The sequence below is a fragment of the Paenibacillus qinlingensis genome (assembly GCF_013204845.1).
Taxonomy (GTDB): domain Bacteria; phylum Bacillota; class Bacilli; order Paenibacillales; family NBRC-103111; genus Paenibacillus_E; species Paenibacillus_E qinlingensis.
Window position 1 is genome coordinate 74,447 of sequence record NZ_JABMKY010000011.1, and the last position, 17,190, is coordinate 91,636.

Genomic DNA, 17,190 nt, shown 5'->3' on the forward strand with positions numbered 1-17,190 from the left:
GGAGGTGACATTGATGGACCTTTTTCAGAAGAAGCTAGGAGCGGTAATTGATGTTGAATTGCTCGGTGATAAATGGCACACTGGCATTTTGGTGGATGCGGGGCAAGATATCCTAGTTTTATATAATGGAGAACGATATATATATATTCCTTCTTTTCATATTCTCAATGTCAGTATGAATACCAAAAAAAGTTCAACGGACTTCTCCACTCTTACTGAAAAACCAATCAATAGTGACAAAATCTCATATAGAAAAATGTTAATGAATTCCAAGGGGGTATTTACAGAAATTTTTGTTTCGGGGTTTCAGCCTGTACATGGTTACATTACCCATATCATGACGAATTACTTCGAATTCTATTCCCCCGTTTACAAAACGATGTTTATTCCATTAATCCATTTGAAATGGCTTATTCCGTATAGTGACTACCATACACCTTACCTTCTAGATAAAAAATGTTTTCCTGTAAATCCTTCCGATTTGCCTCTATCACGCTCCTTCGAGGAACAACTGAGAAAGTTGGAAGGCAAAATAGTCGTTTTTGACTTGGGGAGAACCCCCAATAAGATAGGATTACTTAAAGAAATTGACAACAATATCGTCCACATGATTACAGCGGAAGGCAAGACCTTTTATACAAATATACAACATATTAAAAGCGTCCATTCGCCAACCATGTAACTATAAAATTAGGAGGTAATGCGTATGCCTGGAGGAAAAGGTCCTGGTAAACACGGCCATGAGCACGGTGAACACAAGAATGAGAATGGCAATAAAGAACAAGAAGTAAAAGAAACGAAGGAAACAAAAGAAACAAAAGAAACAAAAGAAACGAAAGAAACGAAAGAAACGAAAGAAACAAAGGGGAAAGAACAAAAAGAGGAAAAAGGCGGTAAGGAAGGTAAGGAAGCAGCTAAAGGGCCGGAACATAAAGAAGAAAAGGGTAAAGGCAAAGAGGGCAAAGAGGGTAAAGAGGGCAAAGAAGGCAAAGAAGGCAAAGAAGGCAAAGAAGGCAAAGAGGGCAAAGAGGGCAAAGAGGGCAAAGAAGGCAAAGAGGGCAAAGAAGGCAAAGAAGGCAAAGAAGGCAAAGAGGGCAAAGAAGGCAAAGAAGGTAAAGAAGGTAAAGAAGCAAAGGGCAAAGGTAAGGAAGAAAAAGAAGGTAAAGGTAAAGAAGAAAAAGGTAAAAAGTAGGATTGTAAGCATAATTTGAAGAAACCACTCTCTGATGAGGTGGTTTTTTACTAGTGTAATCGTCACGGATTGTGTAATTTTTGGAAACCGAATAAAATTGTCTTATTGTGAAATCTTCTCATCTAAAGGAGTACCTTATGAATTTATCTGATCTTCAGAAGCACTTACCATTCCTGCATAACGTGACCGAGATTACACGGATTACGAAAGGATTCTCCTTTGATAGCAAGTACTTCTTATATGAAAATAGCGAAACGCCTCACTATGTATTACGCACGGCCCCTCTGAAGCAATTGCACAAGAAGGAACTAGAATTTGCCGTTGTTACGAGCGTATTCGATCGTGGAGTAAAAACTTCGAAACCAATTCAGTTCGGTGCCATCGAATCGCTCGATATTTGCTATATGCTGCTGAGTTATGTGGAAGGGGAGGATGCCTTTGATATTTTACCTTCCTTATCGGATGACGAACAATACCAAATTGGTCTACAAGCTGGACGAGAGCTGCGTATCATGCATGACATACCTGCTCCTCACTCCGAAGACTGGTATGAGAACAGATTCTCCAAACATATTCGTCAGTATGAGAGCTATCGCACATGCGGCGTTAAGCTTCCCGAAGAAGATCAAATCATAGCTTTTATTAATCAAAATGCGAATTATATGCGCAATCGCCCCAATTGCTTCCAGCATGATGATTTTCACACAAGCAATTTGCTCATTCATAATCGCAGCTACGCGGGGGTTATTGATTTTAACCGATACGACTGGGGAGACCCTTACCATGATTTTTTGAAGATCGCCTATTTTAGCCGCGAGGTTAGTACCCCGTTCTGCAGGGGGCAAATACGAGGTTATTTTAATGATATTGTTCCGGAGGAGTTCTGGCGATTGTATGCCCTGTATACGGCTATGATTATTTTTGGGACAGTTACTTGGACGTTGCAGGTGATTCCAGAGCAGCTCCCATCCATGTTAGATAGAATTCGAGTTGTGCTAGATGACCATCAAAACTTTGAGAAGTGTATTCCGAATTGGTTTCATGCATGAGTTAGGTCACATCAACAGTTAGCTCCTGTTAATTGGCATATACAAGCTTATCTTACATACAATGGAGATGTACAAGATACTGCTTGACTATGGGGGAGCTATGAAGTCAAAAACGCTCATGATTTTACAAATCGCCGCAACCTATATGGGGACTGTAGTGGGGGCGGGATTTGCCTCTGGGCAGTCCATTATGCATTTCTTTACAATCTACGGAGCGTATGGCGGAATTGGCATAGGGATTGCATCGTTCTTTTTTATATGGATCGGGACGAAAATGATGGTACTCTCGCATCGACTTAAGGCGTCTTCTTATCAGGAGTTGAACGATTATTTATTTGGGAATTTCTTTGGAAAAGTTGCGAATACGTTGACGTTTATCATCCTATTCGGTGTGACCGCTGTGATGATGTCGGGTACTGGCTCTATTTTCGAAGAGCAGCTGAGACTACCTTATCAATTTGGGATTATCATAAGTATGTTACTATGCTACTTGGTCATGAGCAAAGAAATGAATGGCATTCTAGCCGTTAATTCTCTTGTGATGCCGTTGATGCTTTTTTTCATGGTGCTTGTGATCATCCGTGTTGTTGGCATAGACGGGATTGGGGAAGCTACGAATTGGCAAGAGCTGCAAGCAGGTACCCATGTAAAATGGATCCTAAGTCCGTTTACGTATGTTGCTCTGAATTTTGCCTTTGCCCAAGCGGTCTTGGTGCCGTTAGGCAGTGAGGTGAAGGATGAGAGCATACTGAGATGGGGAGGCTTATGGGGAGGCATAGGGCTTGGTGTGATGCTGCTCATTAGCCATTTTGCGATACATTCACGGATGCCGGAGATTTTGAATTTTGAAATTCCGATGGCTGAAATTATACGAGGTTTTGGACGGTTCTTCCACGTTATATTCATTCTGGTTATTTACGGGGAGATTGTAACAACGTTAATTGGGAATGTGTTCGGAATTACCCGACATATTGGGCGCATATATACGCTGCCACGCAATTGGGTAGTTTTATCTATTTTGCTCGCTTGTTTATTAATCAGTCAGGTCGGTTTTACTTCGCTTCTTACGTATCTATACCCACTCTTCGGGTATATGGGAATGATCCTTCTTATTTTTCTAGTAGTACGACCTATACCTAGTAGGTAATTAACATCATGAATGAAGGAGCTTTGGTCATGTTGGTTCAAAACATAGCTGATTTGGAAATCCGCCGTCTAGGGCATATGGATGTTCCAGCGATTCGAGCGCTAATGGTTGATGTTGTGTCCCGTCTCGCTTCACAAGAACTTTTTGCCACGGACGATGAACAGTACTTGAACGCTCATATCGAGGAAAAAGGTGAAATCTACGGCGCCTTTCTCAATGGCAAGCTTGTAGCTTACTCCGCTTTGGCGTTCCCTGGTTCGAGTGAAAGCAATCTGGGCAGGGAGTTTGGTGTGCCTGAGTCAGATTTAGCATACGTAGCGATTCTCGATGCAACGATCGTTCATGAAACCGTTCGTGGCTTGGGGTTGCAACGCTACTTCCATGAATTACGTGAAGGACGAGCAAGGGAAAAAGGCTGCCGATACCTCTATTCAACGGTTCATCCCGACAATGTGGTGAGCAAACATAATTTAGAAGGGGCAGGGTTCATCCTTCAATTTACCCGCCTTATGTACAATGGCAAGCTTAGGCATTGTTACGCCAAATGGTTGGATGGGGCAGGTTAGTTGAAGTGAATTATCATATTCTGTGCAATCAAAGTGCCAGTGAAGTAGTATGTCAAATACATACGATTACCAAATTTTTTTCTATGTATATAAAGAATTGATTTGGGCAACACTATCCTATATTGCGTAAAAAAGAAATTAGAAGTAAACCTGTTTACCGGATAATGTTCGAATTATAAATGTATCCATATTGGAATGAAAATTGTTGAAGTATTGCCTGCAATATGTTTAATTTCTCCTTTCGGATAAACGCAAGAATGAAGAAGCTGTGATCGTAGATCCAGCTTTTTTTGTGCTTTTTACGGACTAATTGGGATGAATCAGACAAAATCTTCTGTGACATGTTAAAATAAGGGAAAAGCATGGGGCGAATTGTTATGTCATTGGGAGGTGTACAATGATCTACTTGGAAACAGCGAGATTACGATTACGTGACTGGGAAGAAGCCGACCTCGAGCCATTTCGTGAACTTAATGCGGATGAAGAAGTGATGACGTATTTTCCTAAAACCTTATCGAATGACGAAACAGATATGTTCTATAGATCGATTTTATCAGAGTTTCAAGAATGTGGATTCGGGTTATATGCTGTAGAAGTAAAAGAAAACCAAGAGTTTATCGGGTTTATTGGATTTCACCGAGCTAACTGGGAGTCTGATTTCACCCCATGTATCGAGATTGGATGGCGACTGAAAAAAGAAGCCTGGGGGAAAGGCTATGCGACCGAGGGGGCGGAGGCCTGTTTGCATTATGGGTTCAAGGAACTGGGCTTTCGTGAAGTGTATAGTTGGACAGCCGACATCAATAAACCTTCGAGTAAAGTTATGAGCAAAATCGGCATGCAGTTTATCAAAACGTTCAACCACCCGAAGGTGGAGTTGGATAGTCCCTTGAGTAGTCATGTTCTGTTTCAGATAAGTCAAAAGTGAAGTGGAGGCGGGGAAATGAGAGAGGCGCGATCAATTAGCGGTTCTCACAAATCCTGAAGACAGAAACAAGCGCACAGTATAGATCTAAAAAAGCAGCTAGGTGCAGACGCACCAGCTCCTTTTCCACATCTGCAACAGCTGACAGCTTATGCATTTCTTCTTCGTGCCCAGTACTGCTTCCATTGAAAATAGATGAAGCATCCGAAGCAAAATCCGCTTAACGCCAGCACGACAGCAATAGTTAACATACTTAGTGTGATGTACGCGAGCGTCGGAATATTTAAAAGCAAAGCTGTTATCGTAATGATAAGAAAAAGGATAGCTAACAAGTTGTTGAAACGCAGTAGTTCGCGGCTCTCTGTTCGTGTACTAACCGGAAAAAAAGGAGAGAACAGCCGAACAAATACATTGTATTTTACACCATAAGTACGACTAATCAGCTGAACAATTAACGGAAGGACGAGAATCCATAGCTGCTGACTGAGAACGCTGGCCAGGATACTTAGCAGAATTCCTAGTTGATTACCCCGCACGCGATGCAAGGGAACCTCATCTACACAATCGTAATCGCCACGCCAAAATTGGGTTGTCATCGTCATCCTCCATTCGCAATGAATAGTTATTATCTTCATTATACATTAATCCATAGTATTCTGATAGGAATAAAATAAAATTATTTTTTATGTGGACTTTTCATAAACATACTCGGGGTCACGCCTTGCCATTTACGAAACTGATTCGTGAAATGGTTATAGTTTTGAAAACCAACGTCATAACAAACGTCCGACGCACTGCGTCCCGTATGGGCTAGCATCATAACTGCTTGCTGGATTCGCATGCGATTCAATGTATCGATAATGGAGTAGCCGGTGCTCTCTTTGAAAAGGTGAGATAATCTCGACGGCGAAAGACCGACGGTCTGGGCAAGATCCTCAAGCCGAATCTGTTCGCGCATCTGCTGGGATAAGAGATGAAGAACCTCTTCAATGCGGGGATCCATTTTGCGTATGCTTTTTTGCGCCATGATCAGCAGGATTTCTCGCAATGAGCTGCAACAGAGCTCGAACCAGTATTCGCCGCGTTCCCGCGAATCTGCCAATATACGGGCGAATGCTGTATAAATGCGTTCCTGTAAAGAATCGTTCTCTAGGGTAAGGAAGACTTGATCTTCCTGAGGAAGCAAGTTGATTTCCGTGAAGATAGCGGGAAAATGCGCCCAAACGAATTGCCAGGTTTGGTTCTTCACCGTGCCATAATGATGAGGAATGCCAGGGGCGAGTAAGATGATATCTCCTTTGTTGCAGATACGGTCGATGCCGTGTTGTTTTACGAAGCCAGACCCTTCCAGTGTGAACATCACTAGCCAAACCTTGTGACCATGGGGGCGTTTAACGGCATAAGTATCAGACTCAATAAAGTGACCAGCAAGGAGTGCATTCACATCCAGTATCATAAAAGAAAGTTCCTTCCCAAAGGTGATTAAGATGGTATTAAGTATAACATGCAATAGCAGGATTGTAGGAATGTTTAGCAAGATTATTACTTCAATGTGACCTGTTATTTCGATATGCTAAAGTCATAGAAATAAAGCTTCAATTGGAGGGATTAAGGATGACCCAATCACTTATTAAATTAACGAAGGAACAGAAACAGCATTTTGAGACGGAGGGTTATGTGATCGTGAAGGGGTTATTTTCAGAGGGTGATTTGGCCCTAATTGATGAAACGTTTGAAGCGATTAGCCAGCAAGCGATTCCAGGTCATTTTGAGCCTGAGTTGACGGCTGAAGTTGTAGATCCTTTGAAACGCTACCCGCGTGTCATGCACCCGCATCGGTTTAATGAGACTGCGAAAACCTACATGCTGCATCAGCCGGTGTTAGAGGTCCTAGCAGATTTGTATGAGGAAGAAGCACTCGCTGCGCAAAGTATGTTTTATTACAAACCGCCAGGCTCTCGGGGGCAGGCGCTTCATCAGGATAACTTTTATCTGCAGGTGGAGCCAGGCAATTGTATTGCGGCTTGGACAGCGATTGACGCGGCTGATGAGGAAAATGGGGGCTTGCTCGTTGTACCGAAAACGAATGCTCTTGAAATCTCGTGTCCCGATATCGCAGATTCGAAGGAATCCTTTACGACTCACTACGTGAAGCCGCCGAAGGACGAGAAAGCCATGCCGGTCATCATGGACCGCGGCGATGTCCTCTTTTTCAATGGCAATCTGATTCATGGTTCTTATCGCAATAAGACCAAAGATCGCTTCCGCCGCGCGTTCATCTGCCATTACGCCAATGCCTCTGCGACGCATATTAGCAATCATTATCGACCTTTGTATCGAGCAAATGGAGAAGCTGTTTCCTTGGAGATTAACCCAAGTGGCGGACCTTGCGGCGATGAATTTGAGACCGTATATCCCCATTAATTAGGATTAACGGATGATAGGAATCGTTTCTAGGGCATAGTTCATGTCTTAGGGGCGATTCTTTTTTTGCAAAGGTGAAGGGATTCCATTGGATTTCGCTTGACAGGTTAAATGCTTCAATTTAATCTAAAGGAGCTAGTTAAACGTTTAACCGATGGAGCTGAAACATATATGAGCAGACCCAAACAAGTCACCATTGTAGAAGTGGCAGCAGCAGCAGGAGTATCGATTGCCACGGTCTCCAATGTGCTAAATAGAGGTGGAATCCGTTCGTCCAAGGAGACGATTCGCAAAGTCGAATTGGCGGCAGAGCAACTGGGGTATCGACGCAATACGATGGCAGCAGGGTTGAGTCGTAACAAAACCTTTGAAATTGGCCTCATTGTTCCTGGGTTGACGAGCTATTACGGACGGTTAGCGGAAGTTTTACAAATGGAAGCCCACCATGCGGGTTATCATTTATCCGTTTTTTCTTCAGGAGGATTCGATCCGACGATTGAACGAAGGAACTTAGAAGTGTTGCTTCAGCGCAGAGTGGATGGACTCATCTGTCATGGCTTAGCGATGGGGAAAGATTCCACGCGCGCCATCGTCAATAGCGGAACGCCTCTAGTGCTTATTAATGGCTGGGGTTGGCCCGAGGGTATTGCCGTTGGGGCAGTAAATTTAGGCTTTGCCGAGGCTTGCAGACAATCAACGAAATTACTTGTGGCGCGCGGCTGCGATGAACTCATCTATGTGGGCAGCAAGCATTCGACTGTGATTGATGAACAGCGGCGAAATGGATTCCATCAGGGTTTAGGGGAACTGACTGTGGAGATTACTCATCGCATCGTTGAAATGAAAGAGCTGGACGTGGACTCATTTCTCCAAGATGTGGTGACGGGGCCAGCGAAGCGAACGGGGATCATCGCCTTTGATGATCATGTTGCACTAAAGCTGCTGTCGGCTGCCAATAGGCAAAAGATCGACTTCCCAAACCGCCTACAAATGATCAGTATTAATAACGACTATATGGCTAAGCATAGTTATCCTGGCATCTCCAGCTGGGACATTCCTTATGAGCTTCAGGCGCAAATGGCCATCCAGAAATTGCTTCATAAGTTTGGACATACGGTAGAGGCTAGCGAGGATCGAGAATTTGAAGTCCCTCTTATTTTTATAGAACGAGAAACGACTCGGCTAGCTGAGAAATGAAAAACGTCGCAGTCTCCTTTTGTGGGAGCTTGCGGCGTTTTTTGTTGTAGTCCGATATTTCCGAATTAAAACGAGGATTTCATTTGGAAAAGGAAGAATAATCAGATTCTGCCGAACTATTTGCTTATTTTCCACGCGATGAGGTTGTTTGGGGCAATTTAGTTGGGTTAATTAGGACTAATAAAGATTTAATGAGATAGACAGGGAGATTAATTCGATAATTTCGAACTATTGGACGTCTGGGGAGTAGTCGCAGCTGAAAATGAGGGCCTAAATCGGAGGAAATAGGATTATATCGACCCATTCGTGTACGTGAAAAAGCCACGTGAAGAAGAGTAAGTCCACAACATCATAATAATTACACACTTTTAAGTTAGTTCTGCATTATCTCCACTATTTCTTGAAATCGTCTGCTAGTTTCGACTATGCAACCGACCTATACTAAGAACAAGTAAACGTTACCAATTAGCTAGCCAAGCAGGTAAGAATTAAATGTTTGCTCCACAGCTCACGAAAGTATAAATAGGAGGGGTGTTTGTACAATGAAAAAATTGACACTATTAGGACTCGCCACCATGTTTGCGCTTACAGGATGTTCGGACAACAAAGCCACAGAAACACCATCAACCGCAACAGGATCACCCAATGCGACGGGAACGGCGAAGCCAGCAAAACTTTCTTTGAACTGGTCTGTAGCCAGCGGATACTTAGCGAATGTGACCTTGCCTTCTGGGGACAAAGATTTCGTGAAGAAAGCTATTGAAGAGAAATTCAACGTAGATTTGAAAATTGATTATATGGTGATGGGCAAAGAGTACCATGACAAGCTTAATGCCACATTGGCGGGAGGAGCAGCTCCTGATCTTTTCATCGCAGGCGGTGCAGAGTCACAGAAATACATCACGGATGGTATCACAGCTAATTTAACTCCTTACTTCACCAAAGAAGCCTTACCGAACTACTTCAAATGGGTGTCCAAAGATGAAGTAGACGCGTTCCAGCTCAAGCAAGGGGAATTCACGCGGGCGATTGATCCTTTCCAACGTAACTCCTATGCGTCTTGGTATATCCGTCAGGATTGGCTAGATAAGCTAGGGCTTAAAGCTCCGAAGAATTACGCCGAATTGACCAATGTTATGACGCAATTCACCAAAGGTGATCCAGATGGCAACGGCAAGCAAGATACGTATGGCTTCTCAGCAGCAGGAAGTGGTGTAACGTTACCTTTTGATTTCCCGCAATGGTTAAATAACGGCTTTGTTGCCGATTTCCAAATTACGGATAACAGCTACGTGGACAACCGCACGGATCTTAAAGTGCAAGGTGTCCTAGATCAAGTCGTGGAATGGAACAATGCAGGGATTGTAGATCCGGATTGGTTCCTGAATAAGGCACCTGCTCATTTTGATAAAGCGGCTCAAGGCAAAGTTGGTATGATCTTTAGTCTCGATAAAAATACTGCATTGGACAGCTCAGCTACTAGTGTACAAAACCGTTCTAAGGCGCTTGATCCTAAAGCGAATTGGCAGCCTATTTTCCCATTGGATAAGCCGATTCTTTGGAAATACAACGTGCCTGAACATACGATCCTTATAAGCAAAACAACTGCTGATAAAACCCCTGATAAAGTGAAGCGCTCCTTGGAAATTCTCAACTGGTTAACAGGTGAAGAAGGCTTCCTACTGACGCACTATGGTCAAGAAGGCAAACATTATACCAAAGCAGGCAACAAGATTACGTTGAACGTAGCTAACTTCGAAGCGGATATTGCAAAAGCTGGCAACTGGTTGAACGTGTACGCTGCCTTTACACCAGAAGAGCCGAATATTCTTGGATTTGAGCTAATCGATTCCCGTATTTCTGAGCATGACCGTGCGATTTTGAAAACAGTTGAGAGCTTTCCGAAGCATAACGCTTTGCCTCCTGTGAGCTTAGTTCCTCCTGCTGGCATTAATATCGGAGATTTCCGCAAAGAAATGAGTAAATTCCACATCAAAGCGGTGCTGGAAGACAAAAGCGGCAAAAACTGGCCGCAATACCGTGAAGAGCTGATGACGAAATTCAAAGGCAGAGAAATTTTCACGGAGTATACGAAGCAAATTAACGGGGCACTGAAGGATAAAAAGCTGAACGATTTCAAATAAGCTTAACAGGCATCGAGGGGAACCCGAGGAAAGTTCAAGGGTTTCCTTCTGCCTTCTAAATGGATTAGACAACTAGGAGGAGATGGCGATGGCGGAAACCATAGCTGCAAGACAAGAGAAACCTACCGTTTCACGCCCGATGAGGCAGGGCAAGCTACGCAGTATATATCTAAGCAGATGGTTTTACCTCATGATGATCCCTGGGTTAGTCTACTATGCATTATTTCACTACGCTCCGATGATGGGTGCTTTGATTGCTTTTCAAGACTACAATCTCATGAAGGGCATCTGGGGAAGCCCTTGGGTGGGGTTTGATAATTTTCGTGTCATTTTTGACAATCCTGAATTTATACGCATTATGAGAAACACCTTATTGATTAGTATTTACAAAATCGTCGGCAGCATGGTACCGGATGTGATCCTTGCACTGATGCTGAATGAAGTCCGGGTCAGATGGTTTAAGCGCGTTGTACAAACAATTACGTACGGACCCTATTTTCTGTCGTGGGTCATTGTGTATGGTTTAGCTTTTTCATTCCTCGCCCCAGGATCAGGTTTGATCAGTACCTTCGTACGCGATATGGGTTGGGGATCGATTGATTTACTAACGAACAAGGACTTTTTTAGGCCTTTGCTGGTACTTACAGAAATATGGAAAAATACTGGATTCGGAGCGATTATTTACTTAGCAGCTTTGGCATCCATTAACCAGGAACTTTATGAAGCTGCCGTCGTGGATGGTGCAGGACGTTGGCGTCAGCTCTGGCATATTACGTTGCCGGGTATCCGTGATGTTTTCGTGCTCCTGCTGATTATTCGTATTGGGGGCATCTTGGATGCAGGCTTCGATCAGGTTTTCATCTTTTTAAATGCACGAGTCTATGATGTTGGAGATATTGTGGATACCTGGGTGTATCGCTACGGTTTCGAGCGTCTCGAGTTTGGTGTGGCTGCAGCCATGGGTGTATTCAAATCGGTCATTGGACTGGTGCTCGTGATTGGCGCAAACAGACTTGCTAAGAAAATGGGAGGCTCTGGCATATGGTAATGGTATACGACAAAGACGGAGTAGGAGGCGATTCGCATGTCATTTGTGAGTCATAAAACCAAAGGGGATCATGCGGTAGATGTGGTAATTTATGCAGTCTTGGGCTTGTTCGCCTTGATTACGTTATTCCCACTCTACTATGTGGCTATCGTCTCCATTACGCCTTATGTGGAAGTCATGAAAAACGGTGGTTTCGTGATCTGGCCTGAGCATATTACGTTGCAAGCTTATAAAGAAATATTTGGTTCACCACGAATCCCGCAAGCCTTGAAGATTACCGTTTTCATCACGGTGGTAGGGACGACGCTGAATCTGATTGTGACGACCCTACTAGCCTATCCTTTATCCAAAAAGTCGGTGCCAGGCCGCAACTTTATCCTGATGGCACTGGTGTTTACGATGATTTTCAGTGGGGGAATAATCCCGCTTTATATTTTGGTTCGCAGCCTTGGCTTATATGATTCGGTCTGGGCACTCGTGATACCCGGTATGGTGTCTACCTTTAATTTGTTGATTGTCAAAACCTACTTCGAGAATCTCCCTGCTGAAGTAGAAGAAGCTGCGAGAGTTGATGGATGTGGCGAATTAGCAACTTTGTTCCGCATCGTCCTCCCGCTGTCTGCACCCATTATGGCGACGATTGGTCTATTCTATGGTGTGACCCATTGGAATGAATATTTCAAAGGGATATTCTATCTCTCTGACAAATCACTCATGCCGATGCAGGTCGTGCTTCGAAGTATGATTCAAACGCCGAATGTCTCGACAGAGCTGTCAATTAATTCACTCGTACTGGATGCCCTGCCGCCAGAAACGATCAAGATGGCCGTCGTTGTTGTGGCAACATTGCCGTTATTAATTGTTTATCCTTTCTTGCAAAAGTATTTTGTGAAAGGCGCATTGCTGGGTTCAATTAAGGGGTAATGGAGGATTGTAACAACTATGAGAGCAGTTATTGCACGAGAAGGCAGCGTAGAAGTCATAGACACGGAGGAGCCGGCGGTCGAAGCCAACTACGTATTGGTTGAAACGGTATATTCTGCGATCAGTCCAGGCACTGAAATGATGCTGAAGGACATCCGATCTAACGAACCGATTTTCTTAGGCTATAGTGCCATGGGTCAGGTTAAAGAAGTCGGAACAGGTATTACGCATGTGAAAAAGGGGGACCATGTCGCCTGCTATGGTTCGCCGTTTGTTCGTCATGCCGAGCTTCTAAAAGTCCCGAAGCATCTGGTGGTCCCCTTGCCCCAGCAAGTGGATGCCCAAGAAGCGGCTCATGTAGGGCTCGGCGCTATTGCTATTCATGCCTTACGGCAGGCCGATCTGCGATTCGGCGAGTCGGTTCTCGTTGTTGGCTTAGGCATACTGGGGCAGATGGTAGGCCAAATAGCTCAAGCCTCGGCGAATATCGTCATCGGAATCGATCGTGTAACCGAGCGTGCGGAGAAACTAACCGCCTCGGGTACACGGTTTGTTTATACTAACGAAGGTGACTTGATACGTAACCTCCCGGATATAACCGGAGGAGCTGGTGTGGATGCAGTCATTCTATGTGTCGGTGGCGGCAACAGCGAGATGATCGATAAGGCGTTGGGTTGGATCCGCGATAAGGGCAAGATAGTTATCGTTGGTGATGTGAACATGACGTTCAATCGGGAGCTCATGTTTCAAAAGGAAGCGCAAATCCTCATCTCCCGTGCAGGTGGACCTGGACGATACCTAGGCGATTACGAGAAGAAGGGTATCGACTATCCAATCGGACTTGTTCGTTGGACTGAAGGCCGCAATATGGCGGAATATATTCGTTTATTGGCCGAGAGGAAGCTGAGCATCGCGCCGCTAATCTCGCACATTTTGCCATTGGACCGTATTGGAGAAGCTTATGACTTATACCGTAAAGCGCCACAGCAAGTGCTGGGCGTCGTTGTCCGTTATGGAGATTCTAGCAATGAATGCTAGTTAAATTTCTATTATTTTTCTATACTATATAGAGGAGTTTTCATAAGGGATTGTAGGGTATAGGAGGTTCTGGCATGTTTCGTCCACTTAGAAGAACTAACTTCATTTCCAGCGTCTCCACCAAACTTTTCATTCTTACCTTTATGTCGGTTATCGTGCTGTTTCTGGTGATCGGCGTATTCAGCTACCAACGGCTATTCGAACCCATCAAGCAAAACAACGAAAAAGTGCTGCAAGGCTCCGTTGTACAAGTCGAAAATTATATTAAAACCTTAATGAATAATATCCAAACGCAATTGATTTTCCTCTCCACGCCAGTCCTCTATAATATGGGGGAAAAAGATTTCGTCCAACTCATGGAAAATGTGTTGTCCTACCATCAGGAGGAGATCGCTAGTATTTATGTCATCGAAGATAACACGGTACGAATCTCCTCTCCGTTTGGTTATCGTGTTTATGTCCCGGAAGAACGCATAGCTGAAATTACCAATCAAACGAGTAAAACGGGCTTCTGGTGGAGCCCTCCTCATACAATCAACGACCACTTTGTCCTCACAGTCTCTAAGCAAATCGACAACCGGCGAGTGGTGGCCATGGATGTCAACTTAAATGCGCTTACCGGACCACAGATTATTCAAGACGATCCGGATAATCAGCGGCGCATCTATCTGTTTACAGGCCAAGGCGATTACCTCTCCACGAACACGTACCTAGCGTACCCGAAGACGTATCTCAATCATTTGGAAATGAAAGCGGCGTTACAGGGACTTACACAACAAAGCGGTACTTCCTTTAACACCGTTCACACCTCATTTGGCAACTATATGGTCCTTAGTTCTAATCAAAATCGCTGGGATTGGTTCGTTTTCTCCGTTATTGAGGAGTCGCAAGCTTTTCCGCTTATTGACTCGTTGAAGCAGCAATTGGTGTTTGTTTTGCTAGTGGCGATCCTCCTTGCCTTCATCTTATCCGTATGGATTACGAACTATATTCGCAAGCCAGTGACAGCGATAACAAAACAATTTAAAGCGGCGGCGCGCGGGGAGTTAGAGGCTCGCATCAAGCTCAAACGCAATGATGAGTTTACGCATATCGCTAATGGTTTCAACGGCATGATGGATGACATCCAGTCCTTGTTTGACGATTTGCGCGTAGCGGAAGAAAAGAAGCGGCATCATGAACTGAAGGTGCTGCAATCGCAGATTCATCCCCATTTTCTGAATAATACGCTGAATGCGATCTATTGTTTGGGGGAAACGGGGCAAACGCAGGAGATGTGCGAGATGATTCGCTCGTTGATGGGTTTGCTGCAGTACTCGACAGACAAGGTAGGGGACATTGTAACGGTTGAGGATGAATTAGCGCAATTAGACAATTACGTGCAGATTATGAACCTGAGGTATGGGGACGTATTCGTTATGGATATTGCAGTTCCGGAGATCTATAATGCGACGCCGATCCCGAAACTGACGTTGATTACGTTGGTTGAGAACAGTATTTTTTATGGACTCAGTAAAGATGGTGTCAATCATATTATCGTTTGTGGCAAAGAGCATGAGGGAGCAGGCGTGGTGCTGGAGGTCTCCGATACGGGACCAGGAATTCCACCGGATAAGCTGAAGGTATTGTTAGAGGAATCAGATGCTGCCAATGCGAACAAAGGGTTAAACAATTTGGGCATGCGGAATGTTCAAGAGCGATTACGAATGACTTTCGGGTATCCGTATGGTCTGCATTTTGCCAATGAGCCGGATGAGGGGTTAACGGTGACGATTCATTTGCCGACCGTAGAGTCGAGAGAGCAAGGATAGCGTTGGGGAGAGGGGACGAGACGATCATGCTGAAAATACTGATGGTGGATGATGAGAAATGGGTAAGGGAGCGCTTTGCGCAGCGTATTCCTTGGTCAGACGGGGGATTTACGTTCATGGGCGCGGCTTCAAGTGCCAAAGAAGCAATCAGCATGATCGAGCGGGAAGTACCCAATCTGTTGCTTACGGATATTACAATGCCGAATATGAATGGTTTGGAGTTAGCGGCCTATGTGCGGAAAAGGTGGCCGCGCGTCCGAATTGTTATTTTAACCGCTTATGGTGAATTCGAATATGCAAGGCAGGCAATTGAGTTAGGTGTCGATAACTACTTAATTAAGTTGGCGCAAACCCCAGAGCAAATTCTTGAAGCTTGCCGCAAGGTGGCTGAGGACCTGGAGCAAGAGCTCGATATTGATCTCAAGTTGGAGATGCGGCTGAAGCTCGAGCGGGAGAAAGAATGGGCGAAGAAGCGCCAATGGACAGAGCGACTGATGGATGGCGATGGAAGTATGCAAGAGCTTACCGTGCCAGGTGAGTGGCTGGCAGGTGTGGAAGCTGCGAGTTATGTGACGGGAATAACGATAGGCTGGCGCGTGAAGGGGAGTTCGGAGGTAAGTTCGAATGTGAGTTCGAAGACAAGCACAGAGTTAAGCATGGATACGAACACGAAGATAGCTGTCGGGCAAGTTGATCCATTACTTGAGGAGCTTGAGCAGCTGCAAAGCCAACTAGCCGAAATGCTTGATGCCAAACTGGATGCGCAGATGTTAGGCGATGGTAACGGATTGGCCATCCTGCCCCTGCAACATAGCCAATTACTACTGGTAATCGGGTCAAAGCGAGAGGTGCCTGCCTTTCATTTGAACCAATTGGCAAGAATGGCGCAAGAAACGGTAAATAGCTATGCTTCCGCGAAAAGCATCGTTCATATCGGATCTGTAGAAGAGCTAGGGAAACAAAGGTGGACAGGTAAACTGCTAGCCGATCTTATACGCAAAGGCAGGGATGGACTGGCTGCGTATTTCTATTCCGAGGGTGAGAAACCCTCCATCGTGCTTCGGCGACTCGATGCACAGCAGACGAGGGAGTGGACAGCTGCTGTCATCAAGGCTTTGCAGCGTGAAAATGTAGAGGCGTTCCGCGAGGCTGTAACCGTGATGATCACGCTCGGCGTGCCACCGATTCATCCGGGGGACTTGCTCCGTTTGACGAGACAAATGTTGCAACCTGAACTTGTGAAGCTGCCAGACACTGTCATTGCGAAGTTAAGTGGCATCGATCGGTTGACGACGTGGAACACGTACTGTGAGTGGTGGCTGACAACCATTGATGCTGTCTGCGAATGGTGGAATCAGCAAGCCCAACCGCCGGTAACCGTACGCAAAGAGATTCAATGGATGTGCCGCTACATTCGCGAGCACTATCAAACGGATTTGCAGCTGGCAGAGCTCGCCAAGCTTGTTCATATGCATCCCTCGTACGCTGGGCAGATGTTCAAACAAGAGATCGGCGAGAACTTTTTGGAATACGTGAACCGGGTTCGTATGGAGAAAGCAAGCGAGATGCTGGAGCGGACCACGATGAAAATATACGAAGTATCCGGCGCAGTCGGCATCTCCGACTATCGCTATTTCTGTAAGTTGTTTAAGAGTCATACAGGGGTTACCCCAACGCAGTATAAGAGTAAGATGGGGTAAGTGGTTGAGTGAGGGAGACGGGGCT

The 17,190-nt window shown here is 45.0% G+C and carries 16 protein-coding genes; 14 read left to right on the plus strand and 2 right to left on the minus strand.

The window, feature by feature from the left end:
* The first annotated feature begins 13 nt into the window (after positions 1–13).
* From HQN88_RS19940 to HQN88_RS19965, 6 genes are all read left to right on the plus strand, one after another.
* Positions 14–682, plus strand: a complete 669-nt coding sequence (locus tag HQN88_RS19940; RefSeq protein ID WP_173115790.1) for a DUF2642 domain-containing protein — start codon at positions 14–16, stop codon at positions 680–682.
* 24 nt (positions 683–706) lie between these two features.
* On the plus strand, positions 707–1,192 hold the full coding sequence (locus HQN88_RS19945) for a hypothetical protein (RefSeq protein WP_173115792.1): 486 nt from the start codon (positions 707–709) through the stop codon (positions 1,190–1,192).
* A 137-nt stretch (positions 1,193–1,329) separates the two neighbouring features.
* Positions 1,330–2,241: a phosphotransferase family protein gene (locus HQN88_RS19950; RefSeq protein ID WP_173115794.1), complete on the plus strand. Its 912-nt coding sequence runs from the start codon at positions 1,330–1,332 to the stop codon at positions 2,239–2,241.
* A 100-nt stretch (positions 2,242–2,341) separates the two neighbouring features.
* The gene (locus HQN88_RS19955; RefSeq protein ID WP_173115796.1) at positions 2,342–3,388 is read left to right on the plus strand and encodes a YkvI family membrane protein; all 1,047 of its coding nucleotides are present in this window, start codon (positions 2,342–2,344) and stop codon (positions 3,386–3,388) included.
* Between the two features lie 29 nt (positions 3,389–3,417).
* Positions 3,418–3,954 carry a GNAT family N-acetyltransferase gene (locus HQN88_RS19960; protein WP_246320347.1) on the plus strand — a complete coding sequence of 179 codons (537 nt, stop codon included), beginning with the start codon at positions 3,418–3,420 and terminating at the stop codon, positions 3,952–3,954.
* A gap of 397 nt (positions 3,955–4,351) precedes the next feature.
* The gene (locus HQN88_RS19965) at positions 4,352–4,882 is read left to right on the plus strand and encodes a GNAT family N-acetyltransferase (protein ID WP_173115798.1); all 531 of its coding nucleotides are present in this window, start codon (positions 4,352–4,354) and stop codon (positions 4,880–4,882) included.
* A 146-nt stretch (positions 4,883–5,028) separates the two neighbouring features.
* Here HQN88_RS19965 and HQN88_RS19970 read toward each other — a convergent pair whose 3' ends face one another.
* Both HQN88_RS19970 and HQN88_RS19975 read right to left on the minus strand, forming a co-directional pair.
* Positions 5,029–5,475: a DUF4395 domain-containing protein gene (locus tag HQN88_RS19970; RefSeq protein WP_173115800.1), complete on the minus strand. Its 447-nt coding sequence runs from the start codon at positions 5,473–5,475 to the stop codon at positions 5,029–5,031.
* A gap of 80 nt (positions 5,476–5,555) precedes the next feature.
* Positions 5,556–6,335, minus strand: coding sequence for a helix-turn-helix domain-containing protein (locus HQN88_RS19975; RefSeq protein ID WP_173115802.1), 780 nt, complete (start codon positions 6,333–6,335; stop codon positions 5,556–5,558).
* Positions 6,336–6,493: 158 nt separating this feature from the next.
* Between HQN88_RS19975 and HQN88_RS19980 the strand changes: the two genes are divergently transcribed.
* The 8 genes from HQN88_RS19980 to HQN88_RS20015 all read left to right on the plus strand — a co-directional run bounded on the left by HQN88_RS19980 (position 6,494) and on the right by HQN88_RS20015 (position 17,165).
* Positions 6,494–7,303, plus strand: a complete 810-nt coding sequence (locus HQN88_RS19980; RefSeq protein WP_173115804.1) for a phytanoyl-CoA dioxygenase family protein — start codon at positions 6,494–6,496, stop codon at positions 7,301–7,303.
* Between the two features lie 171 nt (positions 7,304–7,474).
* The gene (locus HQN88_RS19985) at positions 7,475–8,500 is read left to right on the plus strand and encodes a LacI family DNA-binding transcriptional regulator (protein ID WP_173115806.1); all 1,026 of its coding nucleotides are present in this window, start codon (positions 7,475–7,477) and stop codon (positions 8,498–8,500) included.
* 542 nt (positions 8,501–9,042) lie between these two features.
* Positions 9,043–10,644: a type 2 periplasmic-binding domain-containing protein gene (locus HQN88_RS19990; RefSeq protein ID WP_173115808.1), complete on the plus strand. Its 1,602-nt coding sequence runs from the start codon at positions 9,043–9,045 to the stop codon at positions 10,642–10,644.
* Positions 10,645–10,732: 88 nt separating this feature from the next.
* On the plus strand, positions 10,733–11,692 hold the full coding sequence (locus tag HQN88_RS19995) for an ABC transporter permease (RefSeq protein ID WP_246320348.1): 960 nt from the start codon (positions 10,733–10,735) through the stop codon (positions 11,690–11,692).
* Positions 11,693–11,728: 36 nt separating this feature from the next.
* Positions 11,729–12,616 carry a carbohydrate ABC transporter permease gene (locus HQN88_RS20000; RefSeq protein WP_173115810.1) on the plus strand — a complete coding sequence of 296 codons (888 nt, stop codon included), beginning with the start codon at positions 11,729–11,731 and terminating at the stop codon, positions 12,614–12,616.
* Between the two features lie 18 nt (positions 12,617–12,634).
* Positions 12,635–13,654: a zinc-dependent alcohol dehydrogenase gene (locus HQN88_RS20005; RefSeq protein WP_173115812.1), complete on the plus strand. Its 1,020-nt coding sequence runs from the start codon at positions 12,635–12,637 to the stop codon at positions 13,652–13,654.
* 74 nt (positions 13,655–13,728) lie between these two features.
* Positions 13,729–15,465: a sensor histidine kinase gene (locus HQN88_RS20010; RefSeq protein WP_173115814.1), complete on the plus strand. Its 1,737-nt coding sequence runs from the start codon at positions 13,729–13,731 to the stop codon at positions 15,463–15,465.
* Between the two features lie 26 nt (positions 15,466–15,491).
* Positions 15,492–17,165 (plus strand): response regulator transcription factor, encoded by a 1,674-nt coding sequence (locus HQN88_RS20015; protein ID WP_173115815.1) that lies wholly within the window; start codon positions 15,492–15,494, stop codon positions 17,163–17,165.
* Positions 17,166–17,190 lie beyond the last annotated feature (25 nt).